At 73.9% G+C, this 22,333-nt stretch carries 22 protein-coding genes; 10 read left to right on the top strand and 12 right to left on the bottom strand.

Annotation, left to right across the window (positions count from 1 at the left end; translation table 11 throughout):
* Positions 1–3: 3 nt before the first annotated feature.
* On the bottom strand, positions 4–1,092 hold the full coding sequence (locus ABZ321_RS53350) for an ROK family transcriptional regulator (protein WP_354904074.1): 1,089 nt from the start codon (positions 1,090–1,092) through the stop codon (positions 4–6).
* Positions 1,093–1,133: 41 nt separating this feature from the next.
* On the opposite strand from ABZ321_RS53350, the gene ABZ321_RS53345 reads away from it, so the two are divergent.
* Both ABZ321_RS53345 and ABZ321_RS53340 read left to right on the top strand, forming a co-directional pair.
* Positions 1,134–2,375: an MFS transporter gene (locus ABZ321_RS53345; RefSeq protein ID WP_354904072.1), complete on the top strand. Its 1,242-nt coding sequence runs from the start codon at positions 1,134–1,136 to the stop codon at positions 2,373–2,375.
* A gap of 84 nt (positions 2,376–2,459) precedes the next feature.
* Entirely contained in the window at positions 2,460–2,951 is a 492-nt protein-coding gene (locus ABZ321_RS53340; protein WP_354904071.1) for a hypothetical protein, read from the top strand.
* Positions 2,952–2,995: 44 nt separating this feature from the next.
* On the opposite strand, the gene ABZ321_RS53335 is transcribed toward ABZ321_RS53340, so the two are convergent.
* Entirely contained in the window at positions 2,996–3,409 is a 414-nt protein-coding gene (locus ABZ321_RS53335) for a DUF6069 family protein (RefSeq protein WP_344502427.1), read from the bottom strand.
* 89 nt (positions 3,410–3,498) lie between these two features.
* Entirely contained in the window at positions 3,499–5,715 is a 2,217-nt protein-coding gene (locus ABZ321_RS53330; protein ID WP_354904069.1) for a PAS domain S-box protein, read from the bottom strand.
* 82 nt (positions 5,716–5,797) lie between these two features.
* Between ABZ321_RS53330 and ABZ321_RS53325 the strand changes: the two genes are divergently transcribed.
* Together ABZ321_RS53325 and ABZ321_RS53320 are read left to right on the top strand one after the other, a co-directional pair.
* Positions 5,798–6,580, top strand: coding sequence for an SAM-dependent methyltransferase (locus ABZ321_RS53325; protein ID WP_354904068.1), 783 nt, complete (start codon positions 5,798–5,800; stop codon positions 6,578–6,580).
* Positions 6,577–7,536, top strand: coding sequence for an RNA polymerase subunit sigma-70 (locus ABZ321_RS53320; RefSeq protein ID WP_344502431.1), 960 nt, complete (start codon positions 6,577–6,579; stop codon positions 7,534–7,536). The genes ABZ321_RS53325 and ABZ321_RS53320 overlap by 4 nt, the downstream gene beginning before the upstream one ends.
* 18 nt (positions 7,537–7,554) lie before the next feature.
* Here ABZ321_RS53320 and ABZ321_RS53315 read toward each other — a convergent pair whose 3' ends face one another.
* Complete coding sequence (locus tag ABZ321_RS53315; protein ID WP_354904067.1) at positions 7,555–8,145, bottom strand: helix-turn-helix domain-containing protein; 591 nt, start codon at positions 8,143–8,145, stop codon at positions 7,555–7,557.
* A gap of 63 nt (positions 8,146–8,208) precedes the next feature.
* On the opposite strand from ABZ321_RS53315, the gene ABZ321_RS53310 reads away from it, so the two are divergent.
* Positions 8,209–9,165 (top strand): hypothetical protein, encoded by a 957-nt coding sequence (locus ABZ321_RS53310; protein ID WP_354904065.1) that lies wholly within the window; start codon positions 8,209–8,211, stop codon positions 9,163–9,165.
* Here ABZ321_RS53310 and ABZ321_RS53305 read toward each other — a convergent pair.
* Entirely contained in the window at positions 9,143–10,873 is a 1,731-nt protein-coding gene (locus tag ABZ321_RS53305; protein WP_354904064.1) for a trypsin-like peptidase domain-containing protein, read from the bottom strand. The two genes, ABZ321_RS53310 and ABZ321_RS53305, sit on opposite strands and share 23 nt — an antisense overlap.
* Before the next feature lie 92 nt (positions 10,874–10,965).
* On the opposite strand from ABZ321_RS53305, the gene tsaA reads away from it, so the two are divergent.
* Together tsaA and ABZ321_RS53295 are read left to right on the top strand one after the other, a co-directional pair.
* Positions 10,966–11,376, top strand: coding sequence for a tRNA (N6-threonylcarbamoyladenosine(37)-N6)-methyltransferase TrmO (gene tsaA, locus ABZ321_RS53300; RefSeq protein ID WP_354904063.1), 411 nt, complete (start codon positions 10,966–10,968; stop codon positions 11,374–11,376).
* A complete protein-coding gene (locus ABZ321_RS53295) occupies positions 11,366–12,040 on the top strand; it encodes an SMI1/KNR4 family protein (protein WP_354904061.1) in 675 nt (224 codons plus the stop codon). Before tsaA ends, ABZ321_RS53295 begins: the two co-directional genes overlap by 11 nt.
* Here the strand turns inward: ABZ321_RS53295 and ABZ321_RS53290 are convergent.
* From ABZ321_RS53290 to ABZ321_RS53265, 6 genes are all read right to left on the bottom strand, one after another.
* Entirely contained in the window at positions 12,021–12,908 is an 888-nt protein-coding gene (locus ABZ321_RS53290; RefSeq protein ID WP_354904059.1) for a CPBP family intramembrane glutamic endopeptidase, read from the bottom strand. The two genes, ABZ321_RS53295 and ABZ321_RS53290, sit on opposite strands and share 20 nt — an antisense overlap.
* Positions 12,909–12,919: 11 nt before the next feature.
* Positions 12,920–13,456 (bottom strand): PadR family transcriptional regulator, encoded by a 537-nt coding sequence (locus ABZ321_RS53285; protein ID WP_344502437.1) that lies wholly within the window; start codon positions 13,454–13,456, stop codon positions 12,920–12,922.
* Positions 13,457–13,564: 108 nt separating this feature from the next.
* Positions 13,565–14,884 (bottom strand): class I SAM-dependent methyltransferase, encoded by a 1,320-nt coding sequence (locus ABZ321_RS53280; RefSeq protein WP_354904058.1) that lies wholly within the window; start codon positions 14,882–14,884, stop codon positions 13,565–13,567.
* The gene (locus tag ABZ321_RS53275; protein ID WP_354904081.1) at positions 14,881–16,248 is read right to left on the bottom strand and encodes an FAD-binding oxidoreductase; all 1,368 of its coding nucleotides are present in this window, start codon (positions 16,246–16,248) and stop codon (positions 14,881–14,883) included. The genes ABZ321_RS53280 and ABZ321_RS53275 overlap by 4 nt, the downstream gene beginning before the upstream one ends.
* Before the next feature lie 160 nt (positions 16,249–16,408).
* Positions 16,409–17,749, bottom strand: a complete 1,341-nt coding sequence (locus tag ABZ321_RS53270) for a condensation domain-containing protein (protein ID WP_344502439.1) — start codon at positions 17,747–17,749, stop codon at positions 16,409–16,411.
* Positions 17,750–17,803: 54 nt separating this feature from the next.
* Positions 17,804–18,361 (bottom strand): helix-turn-helix domain-containing protein, encoded by a 558-nt coding sequence (locus ABZ321_RS53265; protein ID WP_354904057.1) that lies wholly within the window; start codon positions 18,359–18,361, stop codon positions 17,804–17,806.
* A gap of 79 nt (positions 18,362–18,440) precedes the next feature.
* On the opposite strand from ABZ321_RS53265, the gene ABZ321_RS53260 reads away from it, so the two are divergent.
* Positions 18,441–19,694: an aldo/keto reductase gene (locus ABZ321_RS53260; protein ID WP_344502441.1), complete on the top strand. Its 1,254-nt coding sequence runs from the start codon at positions 18,441–18,443 to the stop codon at positions 19,692–19,694.
* 12 nt (positions 19,695–19,706) lie between these two features.
* On the top strand, positions 19,707–20,378 hold the full coding sequence (locus ABZ321_RS53255; protein WP_354904055.1) for a class I SAM-dependent methyltransferase family protein: 672 nt from the start codon (positions 19,707–19,709) through the stop codon (positions 20,376–20,378).
* Here ABZ321_RS53255 and ABZ321_RS53250 read toward each other — a convergent pair.
* Positions 20,365–21,066 carry a hypothetical protein gene (locus ABZ321_RS53250; RefSeq protein ID WP_344502443.1) on the bottom strand — a complete coding sequence of 234 codons (702 nt, stop codon included), beginning with the start codon at positions 21,064–21,066 and terminating at the stop codon, positions 20,365–20,367. The genes ABZ321_RS53255 and ABZ321_RS53250 overlap by 14 nt on opposite strands.
* Before the next feature lie 173 nt (positions 21,067–21,239).
* On the opposite strand from ABZ321_RS53250, the gene ABZ321_RS53245 reads away from it, so the two are divergent.
* A complete protein-coding gene (locus tag ABZ321_RS53245; RefSeq protein ID WP_344502444.1) occupies positions 21,240–22,328 on the top strand; it encodes a hypothetical protein in 1,089 nt (362 codons plus the stop codon).
* Positions 22,329–22,333 lie beyond the last annotated feature (5 nt).

The raw sequence follows: 22,333 nt of genomic DNA, 5'->3' as shown, positions 1-22,333 counted from the left end.
CCTTCAGAATAATGAACGAACACCCATTTTTGAAGGGATGCCGTAGGCGGCGTCGAGGACCTGCATGGCCGCGCCGGCCGCGATGACGTCGGCGCCGAGGTCGGCGAGCGTGACCGAGACGTCCATCCAGTGGGAGCCGGGGATCGCGGCGCGCGTGGCGGCGCGGTACACCTCGGGAAACCGCAGCAGGTCGGCACCGGCGAGCACGATGTGGTCGACGTCGGTGGTCTGCAGCAGGTTGACGATGCCCGCCGCGAGCACCCGCGCGGCGTCGTCCACGCGCCCGTCCGCGAAGGCCGTGTCGTGCAGGATCTCCAGGCAGCCCGACCGCCCGCAGACGCAGCGCGGCCCGTCGAGCTGGACGACGGTGTGCCCGAACTCGCCCGCGTTGGTGTGCGCGCCCCGGTAGGCGGCGCCGCCGAGCCACAGGCCCGCGCCGACACCGGACTCGACCATGATCAGTGCGCCGTCGCGGAACGCGGGTCCGCGCCGCCACGCTTCGGCGGTCACGCCCGCGGTGACGTCCTTGTCCAGGTGTACGGGCAGCGCGAGCGCCTCCTGCGCGAGCCGGCGCAGCGGCACGTCGTGCCAGTGCCGCAGCCGGTGCGCGCCGCGGACGATGCCGGCGGCGTGGTCGAGCGGCCCGACCATCCCGATGCCGACCCCGACCAGGTCCTGCCCGGCCGGCATGGAGGACCGGAGCGCGTCCAGGAGCTGGCCCGGCGTGAAGTCGGGGGGAAGCGGCACGACCCGCGAGGCGAGGACCGTGCCGGCGAGGTCGGTCAGCACGGTGCGCAGCGTGGTGCGGGCGACGTGCACGCCGACCGCGTGGCGGCTGCCGGGCACGAGCCGGTAGATGCTGGCCGGCTTGCCGACGCCCTGCCGGCGGACCCCGCACACCTCGACGAGGCCCTGCTCGGTGAGCCGGCCGAGGACCTTCGACACGGCCTGCGGAGTCAGCCCGGTCGCCTCGGCGACGCCGGCCCGGTCGAACTCGGCCCGCGTCCTCGCGAGCGCGACGACGAGCGACTCGTTGTAGTCCCGCAGGTGCTCGAGGTGCACGCGATTGGGTGTCGCGCCGGGCGTGTCCATCACCACAGTCTATTACGCAACAGCGTTGCTAAACTGCCCGCATGGACCACCTCACCGCGTCCCGGCGCTGGACGGCGCTGCTCGCCCTCGCGCTCGGCGGCTTCGCCATCGGGCTCACCGAGTTCGTCGCGATGGGGCTCCTGCCGGACATCGCCCGCAACCTGCTGCCGTCGCTCTATGCGCAGTCCAGCGCGAAGGCCGTCGCGCACGGCGGTTGGATGATCACCGTGTACGCCCTGGGCGTGGTCGTCGGCGCGCCCACCATCGCGGCGCTGACCGCGCGGGTGCCACGCAAGCGGCTCGTCGTGGGGCTCCTGGCGCTGTTCGCGGCCGGGACGGTCGCCTCGGCGCTCGCCCCGACGTTCGAGCTGGTGCTGGCCGCCCGGTTCGTCGCGGCACTGCCCCACGGCGCCTACTTCGGCGCCGCCGGCCTGCTCGCCGCCGCCATCATGGGCCCGGGCAACCAGGCGAAGGGCTTCGCGGTCGTCCTCGGCGGCCTCACCGCGGCCAACCTCGTCGGCGTCCCCGCCATCACCAGGCTCGGCCAGACGGCGAGCTGGCGCACCGCGTACATGGTGATCGCCCTCATGTTCGTCCTGACGCTCCTCGCGGTCCTCGCCACCGTGCCCGCGGTCGCCGCCGCCGTCGACGGCTCGCCGCGCGCCGAGCTGGCCGCGTTCCGGGCGCCGCAGGTGTGGCTCGTCGCCGCGGTCGCGGCGCTGGGCTTCGCCGGCTTCTTCGCCATCGACAGCTACATCGCCCCGGTGACCACCCACGTCGCCGGCCTGCCCACCGGCACCGTCCCGTGGGTCCTCGTCGCCGTCGGCCTCGGCATGACCGTCGGCAACGCCGCCGGCGGCTACTTCTCCGACCGCGACCTGCGCCGCAGCATCCTCGGCGGGTTCGTCATGTTCATCGCCGCGATGGTGGTCTTCGCCCTGGTCGCCGGCTCCACCGCGGGCCTGTTCGCCGGCGCCTTCCTCATCGGCGCCACCGGCCTCTTCCTCGGCCCGGCGATGCAGTCGCGGCTGATCAGCGTCGCCCCCACCGCCCAGCTGATGGGCGCCGCGGTCAACCAGTCCGCCATGAACATCGCCAACAGCCTCGGCGCCGCCCTCGGCGGCCTCGTCATCGCCCGCGGCTGGGGCTACCTCGCCCCCGCCTGGGTGGGCATCGCCCTGGGCGTGGTCGGCCTGGGCCTCGCCGCGGTCAGCTTCCTGGTCGAGGACCGCACCACCCGCCGCTCCGCCCCCGCTCCGGAGCCCGCCCTGACCGCCCGCTGACCCGCCCGCCGACCGACCGGGCATCGGTGGCGGTGAGATCCTGCGCACGCTCGCGGATCCGCGCCCGACCGGTACGATCTGAACGTGTTCAAAAACGTGCGGGGCGGGTCGATACTGCTGGCCGGGCTGGTCGGGTCGGTGGTGCTGCGCGGGGCGCTGTGGGTGCTCACGGTGTCCGCCGTGGGGCCGTTGCTGGGGCCGGTCGCCGTCCTCGCCGGTGAGACGGTCGGGCGTGCCGCCGGGACGGCGGTCTGGGCCGGCGACATCGTGGCCTCGGTGCTGTGCGCCGCCGCGACGGGCGTCGCCTGTCACGGGCTGCATGCCGACCGGGCGTGGGCGTTCCGGCTGGGGCGGGGACTGGCGTGGTTCTACGTCGCCGTCAACGCGATCGCCGCCGCGGCCTGCGTTGCGCTGATGCCGGGGTGGGGGCAGCTCGCAGCGCCGTTCGCGCTGTACGCCGTGTCGCTGCTGGTCGCCGTCGCCGCACTCCGCCGGTTGGGGGCGGAGCGTGGCTCAGCGATGGTCGTCGGGATCGCCGCCCTGCGCCGGACGGCCGCCGCCGCGGCGGGCCGCTGAAAAGGCCCGCCGCGCGGCCGCTGCTCCGGTGGGGCGTTGACCGGTCACGCCGCGGAGAGGCGGCGGGCGATGGCGGGGATGACGATGGCGGCGGCGACGAGATGGGTGAGCATCAGGAGGGCCTTCGTGGCCGTGGTGGCGTCGGCGATGGCGTCCGGGACCAGCGACAGCACGGTGAGCACGACGGTGGTGCGGACGAAGGTGCGGCGCGGGTGGCGGGCCTTGTACGACAGGGCGACCGCGAGGACCACGCCGACCAGCGAGAACACCGCGGTGAGGGTGGCGAACCCGGACACGGGGATCGGGGCGCCGCCGACGTTCAGGCTGATGCCAGCGGCGTTGCCGGCGGCGGCGACGGCCGAGGTGGCGGCGCTGGCCACGGCGGTGGCGGCGAGGCCGGTGACGACGAGGGCGGTGGTGGTGCGGGGGCGGGCGGTGGTGGTGAACGTCGCGGACATGATGACCTCCGGTGTGCGGACCGGCCCGGTGCCGGTTCCTGACCACAGGTCGAACGGCGCCCACCCCGGATCGACAGGCCGGCCGAAAATCATGGAGTGAGTTGTCCGGCCACGGCGGCGAGGAGGTCGGCGCCGGTGAAGGGCTTCTCGACCAGGTGGACGCCGGGGTCGAGGATGCCGTTGCTGGTGAGGACGGGCTGGGCGTAGCCGGACATGAACAGCACCCTGGTCTCGGGGCGCTGCCGGCGGAGGCGCTCGGCGAGGACGCGGCCGAGCATGCCGGGCATGACGACGTCGCTGAGCAGGAGATGGATGGGGCCCTCGTGGGCGGCGGCGACCTCGAGCGCGTCGGCGCCGTCGGAGGCGGCGAGCACGGTGTACCCGCCGCGGCCGAGGATGCGGGTGGTCACCTCGCGCAGCGCCTCCTCGTCCTCGGCGACGAGCACCGTCTGGCCCTGGCCGGCGGGACTGCCGGCGCAGGGCTGCTCGCCGGCGTCGAGCGGCTCGGCGTCGCTGGCGGGCAGCAGGATGGTGATGGTCGTGCCGAGGCCCGGTTCGGAGTACAGGCGGACGGTGCCGCCGGCCTGCACGACGATCCCGTAGACGGTGGCCAGGCCAAGGCCGGTCCCGGCGCCGCTGGGCTTGGTCGTGAAGAAGGGCTCGAACGCCTTGTCCTGCACGTCGCGGGGCATGCCGGTGCCGGTGTCGGAGACGCGGAGCCGCACGTACAGGCCGGGCTTGAAGCCGTCGCGGGTCAGCGAGTGATCGCCGTCGACGGTGACGGTGCCGGTGTCGATGGTGAGCCGGCCGCCCTCGGGCATGGCGTCGCGGGCGTTGACGGCGAGGTTGACCAGGACCTGCTCCAGCTGGCCGGGGTCGGCGACGACGGCGGGGAGGTGGTCGGACAGTGCGGTGCCGAGCTCGATGTGCTCGCCGATGGAGCGGGTCAGCATCTGCTCGATCTCGGCGATGACCCGGTTGACGTCCAGCGGCACCGGCCGGACCACCTCCCGCCGGGCGAAGGCCAGCAGCTGGTGGGTGAGCTCGCTGCCGCGCTGGCCGGCCCGCAGGATCTGCTTCGCGTCCTCCTCGAACGGGGTGCCGGCGCCGTCCTCGACGATGAACTCGGCGTAGTTGAGGATGACGGCGAGCAGGTTGTTGAAGTCGTGCGCGACACCGCCGGCGAGCTGCCCGAGGCTCTCCAGGCGCTGGGTGCGCTGCAGGCGGACCTCGTCCATCTGCCGGTCGGCCTCGGCCCGGAGGCGCTCCTGCTCGGCGCGGGCGGCGATCTGCTCGGTGACGTCGCGGATGCCGGCGAGCGTGATGATGCCCTCGTCGGTGGGCAGGACGCTGCGGGTGATGTCGACGGGCACGAGGGTGCCGTCGCGGCGGCGGGCGACCGGGCCGGCCCAGCCGTCGGCGCGCTCCCCCTCCGGCAGCAGGCGGGTGACCGGCACGTCGAGCATGTCGTAGCGGGGCTGACCGAACAGCCGCTCCGCCTGGGTGTTGACCAGGGCGACCCGGTCGCGCTCGTCGACGCCGATGAGCGCGTCGGGCCCCGCGTCGATGACCGCCTGCATCTGGGCCTCGGCGCGTTCGCGCTCGCTGATGTCGCGGGTGGTGGTGGTGACGCCGATGGTGCCGCCGTCGGCCGCCTCGAGGGGGGACACGAGCATCGACACGGTGAAGAGCGAGCCGTCGGCGCGCAGCCGCAGCGTCCGGTACGGGTCGACGCGCCCCCCGGCGGCGACGATCGAGCGGATCTCGGCCTCGTCGGCCTGGCGCGCCGGCGGGATGATGAGGTCCTTCGACCGGCCGAGCATCTGCCCGGCGGTGTAGCCGTAGAGCCGCTCGGCGCCCGGGTTCCAGGACAGGATGATGCCGTCGAGGTTGGTGGAGACGATCGCGTCGTGCGACGACTGGACGATCGAGGCGAGCAGCGACCGGGCCCGGTCCACGCCGGTCGCGGCGCTGAGGTCGTGCAGGACGGCGAAGATGTGGCCCTCGACGACGGAGAGGACGACCTCGGCCGAGAACTGGGTGCCGTCGTGACGGACCGCCCGCAGCGGCTGACCCTGGCGGCGGTCGGGTTGGACGGCCCCGAGGTACGCGCGGACCCGCTCGGTCATCGTCGGCGTGGCGGGCGGCACGAGCACGTCGACGGAGGCACCGACCAGGTCGTCGGTGCCGAACATCGCCCGGGCGGCGGCGTTGGCGAACACGATCCAGCCGTCGCCGTCGGCCACCACGATCGCGTCGGGCGCCACTTCGAGCAGGCCGCTGGCAAGCGTTTCCGTCCATCGCACCTGACCGCCCCCGCACCTCCGCCTATCCACCCAGAGTAAGGTGATCAAAACAGACAGTAGGCGAGTTTCGGAAAGCGGCGACATGAGCGTAGACCCGAACCGGCCTAGCGCGGCCCGCATCTATGACCACTTTCTCGGTGGGACGCACAACTTCGCCGTCGACCGGGAGGTCGCCGAGCGGGCGTACGCGCTGGTCCCGGACCTGCCGCAGGTCGCGCGGGACAACCGGGCGTTCCTGCGCCGGGTGGTGCGGCTCGCCGCGGCCCGCGGGGTGCGGCAGTTCATCGACATCGGCTCCGGCATCCCGACCGAGGGCAACGTGCACGAGGCCGCCCGCGCCGCCGACCCCGGCGCCCGGGTCGTCTACGTCGACGCCGACCCGACCGCGGTGATCCACTCCCGGCAGATCCTCGGCGACGACCCGCTGACCGTGGTGCTGCAGGCCGACCTGCACCAGGCCGGCCGGATCCTCGACGACCCGGCGGTGCGGGCGCTGGTCGACTTCGGCGAGCCGGTCTGCCTATTGTTGGTCGCGATGCTGCACTTCATCCCGGACTCGGCGGACCTGCACGCGGCGCTGCGCCGCTACCGGGACGCCGCCGCCCCGGGCAGCCTCCTCGCGATCACGCACGGCACCGCCGGGTCGCGCACCGACCGGCTCGAGGCTCTCGCCGACCTGTACGTGCGGACCGGCACACCGCTGGTGCTGCGCGACCGCGCCGCGATCCTCGCCCTGTTCGAGGGCTGGGAGCTGGTCGAGCCCGGCCTGGTCCACCTGCCGGCGTGGCGCCCCGACCCGGGCGGCCCGCCGGTCGCGGACCCGGAGGCGTACGCCGGCCTCGGCGCCGTCGGCGTCCGGACGTGATCACCGGCCACATCACGGGCGCGGACCTCGACGCGCACCGGGTGGAGCTCACCGGCTACTGCTACCGCATGCTGGGCTCGCCCTTCGACGCGGAGGACGCGGTGCAGGAGACCATGCTGCGGGCCTGGCGCGCCGCCGGCAGGTTCGACGAGCGGCGGGCGACCCTGCGGACGTGGCTGTACTCGATCGCCACCAACGTGTGCCTGGACGTGCTGCGCGCCGCCGGCCGCCGCGCGCTCGCCGCCGACCTGGCGCCCGCGGCCGTGCCCGGCTCCGGGTTCGGCGCGCCGCTGCCGGAGTCCGCGTTCGTCTCCCCCGTCCCGGACGCCAGGGTGCTGCCCGCCGCCGATCCCGCCGAGCTCGCCGTGCGGCGCGAGACGATCCGGCTCGCGTTCGTGGCGGCCCTGCAGGTCCTGCCGCCGAAGCAGCGCGCGGTGCTCATCCTGCGCGACGTCCTGGCCTGGTCCGCGGCGGAGGTCGCGACGTTGCTGGACTCGACGGTGCCGGCGGTGAACAGCGCCCTGCAGCGCGCGCGGGCCGCGCTGCCGTCCGTCCCGCACCAGCGGCAGCCGGCGGGGCAGCTGGATCAGCGGCTGCTGGACCGGTACGTGCACGCGTTCACCAACCACGACGTCGACGCGCTCGTGTCGCTGCTGCACGAGGACGCGACGATGTCGATGCCGCCGTTCTCGTGGTGGCTGTCGGGCCGGGACGCGATCGCGGCGACGATGCGCGCCTCCGACGCGTGTCGCGGCGACGTGCTGATCCAGGTGCGGGCCAACGGCGGGCCGGCGTTCGGCCAGTACCGCGACGGCCGCCCCTTCGCCCTGCTGCTGCTCACCGGCGGCCCGCTGATCACGTCGTCGGTCGCGTTCCTCGGCCGCGCGGACCTGTTCCCGCTCTTCGACCTGCCGGCCGGCGCCGTCGCCTCCGCTGCCCCGCGGCAACGGCACTAGCCAAGCGCTGCGGGCCGCTCACGCCAGCTTCGACAGGGCCTCGTAGGCGGTCTCCGCCTCGGCCCGCACCTCGGCGCGCACCGCCTCAGGGTCGGCGCCGGCCCGGATCCGGTCGCGGATCTGGGCGTGCAGGGCCCGGTCGACGCCGGCGAGCACGGCCGCCCGCCAGCGCGATCCGCCCAGCGCCCCACCCAGCACATCGGCCAGGGCCTCCTCCGCCAGCTGCGCCAGCAGCCGCGCCCGGGCCTGCAGCGCCGGCGAGTCCTCGACGACCTGCCAGAACGCCCCCGCGTCCGGCGACAGGCCGAGCGTCGGCTCGCCCCGGTCGAGCTCCTCCAGGAACAGCCGCCGGACGGCGCCGACCGGCGACTCGTGCGGGGCGCGGTCCCGCACCGCCGCCGCCAACCGCTGCACGACCTGCTCCTGCCGGTCGAAGAAGAGGTCCTCCTTGGTCGGGAAGTAGTTGAAGGCGGTGTTCACCGACACGCGGGCCGCCTCGGCCACCTCCGCGACCGTCACCCGGTCGAACCCCCTGGCCAGGAACAACGCGAGGGCCGCGTCCGCGATCGCGGCCCTGGTCGCCGCCTTCTTCTCCGCCCGCAACGCCATGACCGGAATTCTAGCGTCACTTAAAATTTGGTGTGACACCAATTTTCGCCGTACGGTGGCGGCATGTTGAACTTCGGGATCTACCCGGGCGGCCTCGGCGCCGACATGGACGGCGTCGTCACCCCCGGCCCGCCGGAGGACGCGGCGCGCATCGACGAGCGGCTCGACGAGCTGCGCCCGCACCTCGTCCGCGGCTACGTGCACTACAGCGACGCCCTCGGCGGCCACCAGGAGGCGCCGCCGCGCCCCGCCCGGCACGCGACCGGCGGGCGGCGGCTCGACCTGGTCGCCTGCTTCCGCGAGCCCGGCGACGACCTCGACGGCTGGCTGGCGTTCCTGCGCGGGCTGGTCCGCGCGCACGGCGGCGTCCTCGCGACGCTGCAGGTCGGCGAGGAGGCCAACCACGACGGCCCGGGCGGCGACGGCGGGTCCCCGCACGCGCGGCGGGCGGTCGTGGAGGGCGTCCTCGCCGCCCGCGACGAGGTGGACCGGCTCGGGCTCGACGTGCTGGTCGGCTGCAACTCCACGCCGGTCTTCGACCCCGCGCAGGAGTTCTGGACCGGCCTGGGGCGGCTCGGCGGCGGCGAGTTCCGCGACGCGCTCGGCTACGTGGGCCTGGACTTCTTTCCTGACGTGTTCCGTCCTGTACCGGCGGACGCCTTCACCGGCGCGGTGACGGCCGTGCTGCGGGGGTTCCGGGACGTCAGCCTCGCCGCCGCGGGCATCCCGGCCACGGTCCCGGTCCACGTGACGGAGCACGGCTGGGCGACGGGCGCCGGCCGGTCGTACGAGCGCCAGGCCGACGTGCTGGAGACCGTTGTGCGAACCGTGGAGGGGCTGGCCGTTCCGCTGAACATCACGACATACGAGCACTTCTCGCTGCGCGACGCCGACTCGGCCAACCCCTCCACGATGTTCCAGTTCGGGCTCGTGCGCTCGGACTACACGCCGAAGCCCGCCTTCGAGCGGTTCCGGGCGCTGATCGCCGGGCGGACGGTCACGGCGACTCGCCCAGGGTGACGGTGAGCTGCTGCTCGGCGCCGTCGCGCTTGACGGTCATCTTGAGCTGATCGCCGGCCTTGGCGGCCTGGATGGCGTTGATGAGGTCGGTCGCGTCCTTGATCTGCGTGCTGCCGATCTTCGTCACGATGTCGCCGGTCTTCATGCCGGCCTTGTCCGCCGGGCCCGCGGCCACGACGCCACCGATCAGGGCGCCGCCGTCGCCGTCGCCGAGCTGCACGCCGAGGTACGGGTGGCTGACCTTCCCGCCCTTCGCGAGCTGGTCGGCGGCGGAGCGGGCCCGGTTGGCGGAGATCGCGAAGCCGACGCCGATGTTGCCGTTGCTGTTCTCGCCGGCGGTGAGGATCGCGGTGTTGATGCCGACGACCTCGCCGGCCAGGTTGACCAGCGCGCCGCCGGAGTTGCCGGGGTTGATCGCCGCGTCGGTCTGGATCGCGTCGGCGATCGACTTCGCGCCCTGCTCGCCCGAGCTGATCGTGCGGTGCAGCGCGCTGACGATGCCGGCGGTCACCGACCCCTGCAGGCCGAGCGGGCTGCCCACGGCGAGGACCGTGTCACCGACCCGGAGGGCGTCGCTGTCGCCGAACTTCGCGGCCGTCAGCCCCGACACGTTCTGCGCCTTGATGACCGCGATGTCGCCGGCGGGGTCCGTGCCGACGACGGTGGCGGTGGCGGTCTTGCCCGTGCTGAACGTGACGGTCAGCTTGGTCGCGCCGGCCACCACGTGGTTGTTGGTGATGATGGTGCCGTCGGTGCTCATGATGACGCCGGACCCCTCGCCCTCGCCGGTCGTGATGTCCACGACGCTGGGCAGGACCGCCTCGGCGACGGCACCGACGGAGCCGCGCTCGAGGTTGGGGGCGGCGTTGCGGGTGATGACGGTGGTGGGCTCGGCGCTGTCGCCGGCGAACTTGGTCGCGACCAGCCCGCCGCCGAACGCCGACACGACCGCGATGACCACGCCCGCCACGATCAGGCCGGCGACCCGTCCCCCGCGCACCGGCTGCTGCGGCCCGTACGCGGGCTGACCCGAGGCGGGGTGACCGGACACCGGGTAGCCCGAGACCGGGTAGCCGGAGACCGGCTGGCTGCCGTACCCGGGATGGCCGTTGTGGGGCTGCTGGCCGGGCGCGGTGACCGCGGGGAACGCCGCCGTGGTCGAGCCGATCCCGGGCGACCCACCGGCCGGGAACGCGCCCGTCCGCTGCGCCGGCCACGTCTGTGCGCCCGGCGCCGGGTGACTCTGCAACGGCGCCGTCTGCTGCGGGTAGCCCGGCAACGGCGCCGTCTGCTGCGGGTGCCCCGGCAATGGCGCCGTGTGCTGCGGGTGCCCCGGCAATGGCGCCGCGTGCTGCGGGTGCCCCGGCAACGGCGCCGTGTGCGCTCCGGCGGCGGGCTGCGGGTGGCCCGGCAGCGGTGTCGTGTGTGCCCCCGCGGCGGGCTGGCCGACCGACGGCGGGAACGGACCCGCCGGCACCTGCCCGGGCGCCCCCGTGCGCGGCTCGCCCCCGACCGGCCTGGCCCAGATCGGCTCAGGCGGCGACGCCTGCGAGGACCCGGCAGGAGGCGACGCCAGCGGCTCAGGAGCCCCGCTGGACGGCGGGAGGTCGGAGGCGCCCGGGGAGCCGTCCGCGCCCGGCGGCTGGCCGGGCGTCGCAGGGCGTGGTGCGGTGGGCGGTGCGCTCCACTGGCGGTCCTCGTCACTCATGATGTCCACCTTGCACACCACACCTCCGCCCAAACTGGACTTCGGCTGGGAACTCGCCGTGAGCCGTCCCCACTCGTGTACGGTCGACCGCCATGACCGATTTCGTCGTCCACCCGATCGGCTGGGTGGAGTCGCCGCTGCGCGACCGCGCCGCCGCCCCGAGGCAGGGCGACGAGGGAGCCCCGGACGCCTGGCTCCGCTTCACCGACGCCGCCGCGCCGGGCCTGCGCGACCTGACCCCCGGCACCGAGGTCCTCCTGCTCACCTGGCTCGACCGCGCCGACCGCACCACCCTGACCGTCCACCCGCGCGGCGACCTGACCCGCCCGGCGACCGGCGTCTTCAGCACCCGCTCCCCCGACCGCCCCAACCCGATCGGCCTGCACCGCGTCACGATCCTCGCCGTCGACGGCACCCGCCTCCACGTCGACGCCCTGAAGGCCCTCGACGGCACCCCGATCCTCGACGTCAAGCCGATCCTGGACCCGGTCGGTGACCGCTGACCCCGTCGACTGGCCGGGGGTCCGCGGCCGCATGCTCGGGCTGACCCCGCCGGCCGGCGACGCCTGGCCGCCGCTCGAACCGCCGCTGACCCCGGCCGAGCTGGCCGCGGTCCAGCACCAGCTCGGCGTGGAGCTGCCGGCGGACTACCGGCGGTTCCTGCTGCACGTCGGCCGCGGCGGCGCCGGACCGGACGGCGGGCTGCACCCGCTGGAGCACGACGCCGACGGCTGGTCGTGGCGCGTCCACACGGACTGGGACCCGAACGACCTGACCACCCTGGCCGAGCCGTTCCCGCTGCGGTCGTCGGACTGGCGCACCGCGGAGGAGCTGCTGGACGACTGCCCCGACTGGGACACGTTCAGCCCGCGTAACGACTACGAAGAAGCGTGGCAGGCGTGGCACGACCGTCATGAGGCCACGATGTACAACCCCCGTCGCACCCACGGGGCGTTCAGCATCGCCAACGACGGCGCGGGAACGCTGCGCTGGCTGATCGTCACCGGGCCGGAGCGCGGGCACGTGTGGCTCGACCACCGGCTGGACGGCCGGGGCATGGCGCCGGCCTGGCTGCCGCACCACCGCCGGGTCACGTTCGGGCAGTGGTACCTGCGCTGGCTCGAGACAGCCGAAGCCGGGTCGAAGGCTACGCGCGCGCCGCGGTGAGCGGCGAAGGGGCGGGTGCCGCGGGGACCGGTCGGCGGGACACGAACAGCAGGCCGAGCGCGGCGAACAGCACCGTCACCACGATCGAGCTCGCGACCGGGGAGAACCAGGCGTCGGCGTGGCCGGTGAACTTCAGGTGGCCGTCGACCAGGAGCGGGGTCGCGATCGCGTTGGTCATGCTGTGCAGGACGACGCCGGGCCAGATGGAGCCCGTCCGGACGCGCAGCTCCCCGTACACCAGGGAAGCGGCGGTCAGACCGGCGAACATCAGCGCGACGAAGAGCGGCATCGACAGGGACGTCACCAGGCGCATGTCGGCGTCCGAGGTCCACACCAGGTAGAGCGGCAGGTGCCAGGCGGCCCACACGACGCCGACGAGCAGGTGCGGGGTGACCCGGCCGGGCAGGCCCAGCGCCATGGCCGTGCGGGTGCCGTACCCCCGGAAGACGAACTCCTCGATCGGGTTCTTCACCACCTGGACGGCGAGCACGGTCAGGAACGCGGCCAGGAGCGGATCGCCGCCGGTCAGCGACAGCGTCACCCCGCCGGCGGCGAGCCCGGCGCCGACCGTGACGACGGTGACCACGGGGTAGAGCGCGGTCGCCGCGCCGAACCAGCGGGCCCGGTGCGGGAAGCGCAGCGTGAGGCCGAGGCCGCCGGCGCCGTCGCGGGAGGCGAAGTACAGCACGAGCGCCGTCACGACCGGGCCGAGGATGAACAGCAGCATGCCGGTCGTGCCGCCGCTGTCGCTGAACGCGGCCTCGTTGGTGAGCGGGGTCCCGCTCGCGCGGTCGGCGGCGACGCCGAGCCACCCGGCGCCGACCACGGCTGCGGCGAAGAGGACGAAGTTGAGCCGGACGCGAGTCATGGGTCCCCCTGCTACGGATCCTGGAGTGTTTCGAGGCATTCGCCGGCCCAGGCGGCGGCCGCCCGGGAGTGGTGGATCCCGGCGAGGATGGTCATCCGGATGTACGGGAAGTCGGGTGTGTCGCCCTCCTCGGCGGTGAGCCGGGCGAGCAGCTGCTCATACTCGGCGCGCTGCGCCTCGGCGGCGTCGCGGGCCCCGCGCAGCAGCTCCCGGCACCGCTCCCGGCCGAGGACGCGCCCGAAGAAGAGCCGCAGCAGCAGCCCGTTTCGCGGCGGGTTCTCCTGCACGGGCTCGTTCAGCAGCTCGATCAGCCGCGCCGTCCCGGAATCGGTGATGACGAACACCGACGAGCGGGCCCGGGTGCCGCCCCGGCGCTGCACGTGTCCCGCCTCCTCGAGGGCCTGCAGCGTCGGATAGATCTGCCCGAAGCTCTCGCTCCAGAAGTGCCCCAGCACGTCCCGGATCGCTTCCCGCAGCGCATACGCCGTCATCGGCTCGACGCTCAGCGCCCCCAGCACCGCCACCTGCGTCTGACTGGATCTGCTCATGACCACCCTCTTATATCTGCCAGATATTTCTAACAGATACATTGACCCAAAGACAAGCGGCACGCCTCCGGGGAGACGTGCCGCTTGAGTGCGGTGCGGTGCGGACGGTCAGGCGGTCCAGTCGGGCCGCAGCGGGTAGGAGGACTCGCCCAGGCGGGTGGTCTTCGTGCCGAGGATCTGGTGCAGCTGGATCTGGTTGCGCTCGAAGGCGAACCGGGAGCCCGCCATGTACAGGCCCCAGACGCGGGCGGTGCCGATGCCGACCTCGTCGACGCAGGCGTCCCAGTGCTCCACGAGGTTGCGGTTCCAGCCCGCGAGCGTGTGGGCGTAGTGCACCCGGAGGTTCTCCTCGTGCTGCACCTCGAAGGCCGCGTCGTGGACGGCGCTGACGAGCTTGCCAGGGCTGGCCAGCTCGCCGTCGGGGAAGACGTACCGGTCGATGAACGCGCCCGGCCGGTGCGAGGTGCGGTTGTCGGAGCGGGTGATGCAGTGGTTGAGCAGCCGGCCGCCGGGCTTGAGCCGGTCGCGCAGCGTCTTGAAGTACACCGGGTAGTTGCGCAGGCCGATGTGCTCGGTGAGGCCGATGGAGCTGACCGCGTCGAAGTGCTCCAGCGGCGCGTCGCGGTAGTCCAGGTGGCGGACCTCGGCGAGGTGGGACAGGCCCTCGCGCTCGATCGCCGCCTGCGCCCACGCGGCCTGCTCGCGCGACAGGGTCACGCCGAGGGCCTTGACGCCGTACTCGCGGGCGGCGTGACGGACCATGCCGCCCCAGCCGCAGCCGACGTCGAGCAGGCGCATCCCGGGCTTGAGCGAGAGCTTGCCGGCGACCAGGTCGTACTTGTTGGACTGGGCCTGCTCGAGCGTGTCGCTCGGCGAGCGGTACACCGCGCAGGTGTAGGTCATCGACGGGCCGAGGACCTTCTCGTAGAAGGCGTTGGAGACGTCGTAGTGGTGGTGGATGGCCTCGGCGTCGCGGCCGCGGCCGTGGCGCAGCCCCTGCAGGGTGCGCTTCCAGTTCGGCACGTGCTCCTGCGGCGGGGGCGGCACCGGGCGCAGCCGGTCCCAGCCGAGGCCGCGCACGAGCCGCAGCGCGTCGGCGGGCGACGGCATCCGCAGCTCGAGGCCGCCCTCGAGGGCCTTGAGCGCCTCGTATGGGTCGCCGGGGTGCACGCCGCGCAGCTCGAGGTCGCCGGACACGTAGGCGCGCGCCATGCCGAGGTCACCGGGGGCGGTGAGCAGGTAGGTGAGGCCGCGTTCGGAGGCGACGTGCAGGCCGATCGGCGCCGTGTCGGGCCCGACGGCGCTGCCGTCGTAGGCGGTGATGCGCACGGCCGGCTCGCCGCTGGTGACGGCGCGGACGATCTCCGCGACGGTGGGCATCGGCGGACGCTGCCGCGGCGCCGATGAACGCTTGTTGGTGATGGTCATCGTCGTCCTACTACCTTGTCGTAGAGGTCGGTCAGTCTGTGGCCGGGGTCGTAGCGGTCCTTGACGGCGCGGTACGCGTCGGCACCGTAGAGCCGGTCGAAGGTCTCGCGGTCGTAGTACGCGTCGGAGTACAGCGACTTGTGGCCGCCGAGCTCGGACACCTTGTCCTCGATGGCCCGGTTGACATCGCCGTCGGCGGCGCCGGGCACGATGGGCACTGTTCCCCAGAAGCCGACGTTCACGTACGCCTCGCCCGCGTGCATCGGGTACAGGGGCCAGGCCGTCCCGGAGCGCAGCCGCAGCGGGCACAGCCAGATCGGTGCCATCGGCACGTTGCCGGCGAACCAGTCCAGGAACTTGCCGGTGAGCGCCAGGGGCAGCTCGACGTCCTGCACGACCCGCTCCCGGTCCGGGTTGCCCCGCAGCCGGTCGATCCTGGCCGCGACGCCGTAGCGGTTCTCCAGCCGCACGATGCGGTGGTAGACGTCGCTGCGGCGCAGCCTGGTGGGCCAGAGCCGGCGCAGCAGGGGCTGCTGCGCGCCGAACGCGGACGAGCACCAGAACCAGTCGGTGTCCCACCGCCACAGGTAGTCGTAGGCGGTGAGGTTGTCGGTCGCCTTGGCGCGCAGCGACTGGTAGTAGATCGACTGGCCGGTGTAGTCGCTGGTCGGTCCGGTGCCGCCGAACCGGCCGAGGACGAGGTAGGACTCCCCCGGCCGGAACACGACGCCGTCCATGACGTCGACGTCCACGCCGTCCCAGCTCCCGGTGCGCATGACCACGCCGACGGCCTCGAGGAGCTCCTCGACGTCGTCGAAGCGGATGTTGCGCAGCTCGACCTGCGGCGCGATGGGCTGCAGCTCGATGCGCAGCCGGGTGGCGTAGCCCAGGCTGCCCAGCGAGTTGGGGAACGCCGCGAACAGCTCGGCGTGCTCGTTGTCGGGTCGGGCGGTGACGATCTCACCGGTGCCGGTGAGGATGTCGAGCTCGATCACCGACTCGTGCGGCAGCCCGTGCCGCCAGGACGTGGCCTCGATGCCGAGGCCGGTGACGGCGCCGCCGAGCGTGATGGTGCGCAGCTGCGGCACGACCAGTGGCATCAGGCCGTGCGGCAGGGTGGCGTCGACGAGGTCCTCGTAGGTGCACATGCCCTGCACGTCGGCGGTGCGGGCGGCCGGGTCGATCTCGATGACCCCGTCGAGGCCGCTGACGTCCAGGCCGGCCGGGCCGGCCGCGGATCTCGGTCGGAACAGGTTCGATGTCTTCTTCGCCAGGCGGACCGGGCTGCCGTCCGGGACCGCAGCGTACGAGGCGCGCAGCACGGCCACCGCCCGCTCGTGCTCCGGTCTCCCCTTCGGGTTGATCCGTCTCACTCGATCACCTCCTTTCCTGTGAAGGTCCCCGTGACCTTGCACATTCCAGGTGCTCAAGAGTTGAAACTTGCACATTCGGCAAGATCATCAAACAGCAGGTGATCAACCTCACGGCACGCGCCGGTAACTTGACGCAGCGGTACCCATCCGCTCAGACGGACCGCAGCAGCAGCTCCTCGATGCCGCGCAGGTGGGCCTCGACGGCGGCGGCGGGCAGCACCGTCGTGTCGGCGAAGAGGGTGAGGTCGAGGGTGCCGGGGACGGCGTTCACGTGCAGGAAGTAGCGGGCGCCGTAGTGCTCGACCCGCTCCCACTTCAGGGTGGTCGCCGGTCGCAGCGCCTCGATCGCCTCGGCGGTCACGGCCCCGCCGGCGGCGACCGGGGTCTGCGCGTCGAACCGGCGGTCGTTGAACGACACCGACAGGTCAACCTCGCCGCCGCGCGCTGCACCGACCGTGGCGAGCAGGTCGTCGAGGGCGGCCGGGTCGTACTGGGCGTGCAGGTAGGCCTGTAGCGACGCCTGCATCGCCCGTCCGATCACCGGCGCCAGGTCGTCGTCGCCGACGTCGATGACGCAGAGCCCGTCCTGCGACGCGGGGCCGACGGCGTCGGCGAGCCCGGGGCGGAACCGGTTGCTGACGATCACCTGCAGCACCGCCTCCCGGGCGCCGGTCTGCCGGGCGAGCTGGACGGCGGCCGCGGCGAGGATGACCGCGGAGGTGCTGACCTGGTGCCGGCCCGCGAGGAGAGGGACGGCGAGGTCGCCTGCGGGCGAGCTGAGCGTGGCGGCCCAGAACGGCGGCTCGTCCGCGGGCCGCTCGCGCTCGGCGGGGAACCGTTGCAGCGGCACGCTTTCCAGGTGCCGGCTCCAGTACCGCAGCGCCTTCTGGCTCTGCCGGCGGCCGGCCGCCGACTGCTGGTGCAGGGCCTGGTCGTAGGGCTGCCGGTCGTCGGCGTCCGCGAGAGGCTCTCCGCGCAGGCACAGCACGACGTCGCGGACGAGCGCGGTGAGCCCGCCGCGGTCGGTGACGAGGTGGCAGATGCCGAACACCGCGTGGGTGACGACGTCGCCGACCCGCACCGCGCCGGCCCGCAGCGGCCACTCGTGCGGGTAGTCGTACGCGGGCGCGGTCAGCCGCTCCTGCAGCGCCTTCGCCGCGGCGGGCGCGGTGTCCGCGGTGGCGTCGACGACGTGGACCTCGATCGTGCCGGCAGCGGCGAGGTCCTGCACCGGCGTGCCGTCGTCACCGGCGCGGACCCGGGTGCGCAGCGACTCGTGCCGCTCCATGACGGTGCGGACGGTGCCGGTGATCCGCGACAGCGGCGTGCCGACGGAGATGCCCTCGCCCTCGAGGTCGGTCACCCAGCTCATGTTGAGCACCGCGTCGTCGGGGACCATCCGCTGGATGGCCCGCCAGATCGCGACCTGTCCCCAGCTCAGCCCGCAGATCCCGCCCCGGCTGCCGCTGAACTCGACCAGCGTTGCTGTCATGCGTCGAAATTCAAGCCCCACGATTCAATCGACGTCAATACATGGCCGTCCCGACTATCGCGCGCGCAGCCCGTCGAAGATCAGGTCGAGGGTCCGGTCCCGCAGGGCGTCGTCCCACTGGTTGCGCTCGGCACCGAGGCAGGCCGCGCTCAGCAGGGCGAGCAGCTCGGGCATCCGCAGGTCCGCCCGTACGCCACCGGCCGCCTGCGCCCGCAGCAGCAGCGCCTCGATCGCGGCGCGCATGTCGCCGCCGGTGCCGCCGAGCCCCTCCTTCGGGTCGAGGCCGGCGCCGGAGACCGCGTCCGCCAGGGCCTTCTTTCGGGCGGACACGTCGACGATGCGGGTGAGGAACGCGAAGAACGCCTCGACCGGGTCGGCGGCGGCGAGCAGCGGGCCGGCGGACTCGGCGAGGCGGCACACCCGCTCCACGACGATGGCCTGCAGCAGGGCCTCGCGGGTCGGGAAGTGCCGGTAGATCGTGCCGAGGCCGACCCCGGCCCGCTCGGCGACGGCCCGCATCGACACGGCGAGGCCGTCCCTGGCCAGGACCTCCTCGGCCGCCTCCAGGACCCGCACCCGGTTGCGCTCGGCGTCGGCTCGCACGTACACCACCCGTCGTTGACAAACGGAACTGTTGTTCCGTATCTTTCGGAACGCGCGTTCCGAATCTGCGATCATACGGGGGTCCGGCATGGGTCACGCAACGTTGGGCGCCTCCGGGCTGCGGGTGTCCGCGGCCGCGCTCGGCACGATGAACTTCGGCACCGGCGGCGGCGTCCGGGGCTGTGACGAGCCGGAGGCCGCCCGGATCGTCGGCGCGTTCCTCGACGCCGGGCACAACCTGATCGACACCGCCGACGCCTACGCGGGCGGCGAGTCCGAGCGGATCGTCGGCCGGGCGATCCGCGGCCGCCGCGACGAGGTCGTGCTCGCCACCAAGGCCGGCATGCCACAAGGTCCGGGCCCGAACGACCGCGGGCTGTCCCGACGGCACCTGACCCGCGCCCTGGAGGCGAGCCTGCGCCGCCTCGGCACCGACCACGTCGACCTCTACCAGTGCCACCAGTGGGACGCCGGCACGCCGGTCGAGGAGACGCTGTCCACGTTGGACGGCTTCGTGCGGGCCGGGAAGGTGCGGTACCTCGGCTGCTCGAACGTCACCGCCGCGCAGCTCACCGAGGCGCACTGGACCGCCCGGGCGCTGCGCGTGACGCCGTTCGTCAGCGTGCAGCCGGAGCTGTCGCTGATCGCCCGCGACGCCCTCGCGGAGCTCCTGCCGGCCGCCGCCGGGCTCGGCGTCGGGGCCCTCGTGTGGTCGCCGCTCGGCGGCGGCGTCCTCACCGGCCGCTACCGGGGCGGGACCGTCGAGGACGGCTCGCGGGTCGCACGGCTGCGGGACATGGGCACCGCGGCGGCGCGCGGCTGGGCCGAGGCGATGCTGCGGCCACGGTACGACTGGCAGGCCGGCCTCGCCGCCGCCGTGGCCACCGGGCTCGGCACCACCCCGGTCGCCGTCGCCGTGGCGTGGGCGAGGCGCCAGCGCGGCGTCACGTCGGTCATCGTCGGCCCGCGCACCGTCGCCCAGCTCGCGGACAACCTCGCCGGCTTCGACCTGGACCTGCCGGCGCCGGCGGTGGCCCGCCTCGACGATCCCGGCGACCCGGCGGACCTGGTGCGGCGGTACTTCGAGATGTGGCGCACCGGCGACGCGTCCACAGTGGACTCGCTGCTGGCGCCGGACTGGACCGACCACGGCCACCCGTCGGTGCGCACCCCCGCCGACGTCGCCGCCGCGGTCCGCGCCATCGACGTCGAGCTCGACACGGTCCTCAGCGACGGCGCCACCGTCACGGCCACCGGCCGGGTCGGCGACACCCCGCTCGCGTGGGTCTTCCGCACGGACGCCGGCCGGCTGGCCTCCCTGCGGACCTACCGCGGTCTGTAGTTCAATGGCCCGGTGAGCAGAGACTGGGTCGAGTGGCATGAGTTCTACACGACGCCCGGATCGTCGCTGGGCCGCCGCCTCGAGGTGGTCCGGCGGGACCTGCGCCGGGCGCTGAGCGCCGCGCCGGCGCCCGGTCCGGGCCGAAGCGGCGAAGCCCATCGGGCCGGACCGGGCGAGAGCGTGGACGGGACCCTGCGGATCGTCAGCATCTGCGCCGGCGACGGCCGCGACGTCCTGCCCGTCATCGCCGAGCACGACCGCAGGGTCAGCGCGCTGCTGGTGGAGCTCGACCCCACGCTCGCCGCCCGGGCCCGCGAGACCGCCGACGACCTGCTGCTGTCCGATGTGGACGTCCGCATGGCCGACGCGGGTGACGCCCGGACCTACGCCGGCGTCCAGCCCGCGCACATCCTGCTGACCTGCGGCGTCTTCGGCAACGTCGACGCGGCCGACGCGCGGCGCACCGTCGCCGCGCTGCCCGCGCTGCTCGTCCCCGGCGGCATCGTCATCTGGACCCGGGCCGGCGACGCGAGCCTGGAGCTGCGGTCGCTGTTCGCCGAGCACGGGTTCACGGAGCTGTCCTTCACCGCCCCCGACGACGCTCCCTTCCGGGTCGGCATGCACCGGCTCGCCGGCCCGGTCCGCCCCGGCCCGCTCACCGGGCGGCTCTTCACGTTCCGGTGATCTCCGTGAGCCAGTCGCGCCAGGCCTTCTCGAGGGCGGCCGGGTCGGCGCCGCCGAAGTGGTGGACCGCGACCGCGTCGACGCCGCCGAACGCGGACCGGCCGAAGCAGCGGATCAGCGCGTCGCCGGTGCGGATGCCGACGAAGTGCCGGTGCCGGTAGTCCAGCACGCCCTGGACCCGCCCCACGTGCGGGAGGCTGAGGTCGACCGGGCCGCCCTCCGGGGTCGCGTCGGTGCCGAGCGCCGCCCGCACCGAGGCGAACCCGGCGTCGGCGGGGGCGTCGACCGTGACGTAGGTGACGGGCCGGCCGCGGAAGTGGAGCATGAACTGCCCGAACGTGTGCAGGTAGAAGTCGGTGTGCTGGCTGGCGCCGTCGTACTGCTGCTCCCAGTCGTCGACGAAGATGCCGCTGTGCACGTAGCGCCACGTCGACCCGCCGCCGGGCGCCGCCGCCACGACGTGCTCCAGCTGGTTGAACCAGCCGTCGGGCCCGTCCATGCGGCTCACGAGCCGGTGCGGCGGATCCCAGACCGTCACCGTGCCGCCGAACGCCGCGGCGCCGCCTTCGCGGTGCTCGTACTCCATCGGCCACAGCCAGCCCGCGGTGCCGTCGGCGAACCCGTCGAACACCGCGACCTGGTCCACCGGCAGCGCGCCCTCGCGCACGATCTCGAACTCCCTGCCCATCCCCCGATCCTAGGTTTCCGGGCATTCACCCGGTGCGGACTCGCCCGGTCCGGGCCCTTCACCGGACGCGGCCCCGCACCGTGCGGTTTCACCTGGTGCGGTCCCGCCTGGCGTGGGGCTTTCACCTGGGCCGGGCGAGTCGGCGCGCGGTCGCGGCGGGCGACGGTGGGCGCATGACGGTGAAGGATCTGGCCACCCTCACGCCGAGCGGCTACCCGGCGGTGTCCCTGCTGATGCCGACCCACCGCACGCCGCCCGCCAACCAGCAGGACCCGATCCGGCTGCGCAACCTCCTCACGGAGACCCGCCGCCGCCTGGAGGCCGACGAGGCGGTCCCGCACGACGTCGCCACCGCCGTGTACGACGAGATCGCGGAGGCCGCCGCGCACGTCGACCTGCGGCAGGTCGGTGAGGGGCTGGCGCTGTTCGCCTCGCCGGGACAGGTGCACGTCCGCCTCCTCGACACCCCCGTCAACGAGCGCGTCGTCGTCGCCGAGACCTACGAGATCCGCGACGTCGTCGCCGACGCGGCCCGCCGCCACCGGTACTGGGCGCTGGTCCTGTCCGAGCAGCCGACCCGCCTGTGGAGCGGCGACGGCGCCAACCTGGTGGAGGTGACGACGCACGGCTTCCCGTTCACGCACGAGGGCCCCGGCGGTGCGCTCGGCCTGCCCCGCGACTACGGCCAGCGGCCCAGCGCGCACCGCGACGAGCGGCACCGGCAGTTCTTCCGCGACATCGCCACCGCCCTCACCCAGGTCGACGCCCTCGACACGCGGCCCGTGTTCGTCCTGGGCGTGGACCGCTACCTGGCGTTCTTCGCCGAGGAGTGGCACGCCCAGATCGCCGGCACCGTCCCCGGCAACTACGACCGCTCCGGCCCGCACGAGCTGCACAAGGTGCTCGCCTCGCACCTGGCCGCCTACCACGCCTTCGAGCAGATCGCGGCGCTGGAGCACCTCGACGTCGCCCGCGGCGCGCACCGCGTCGCCGCCGGCCTGCCCGAGGTGTGGCAGCTGGCCCGCCAGGGCCGCGGCGCGCACCTGCTCGTCGAGGAGAGCTACCACAGCCCCGCCTGGATTCACGGCGACCACCTGCACCCCGCCGAGCAGCAGCCGAGCCAGGGCCCGGCCGGCACCCTCGTCGACGACGCCGTCGACGACGTGGTCGAGCTCGTCGCCCGCCAGTCCGGCGAGGTCACCTTCGTCGGCGACGGCAGCCTCGCCACCGACGGGCGCATCGCCCTGATCCTGCGCTACTGACCGGG

Source organism: Dactylosporangium sp. NPDC006015 (assembly GCF_040614215.1).
GTDB lineage: Bacteria > Actinomycetota > Actinomycetes > Mycobacteriales > Micromonosporaceae > Dactylosporangium > Dactylosporangium maewongense.
Note: the sequence above shows the minus strand (reverse complement) of the source record. Positions and strands in the feature narration are given on the sequence as shown.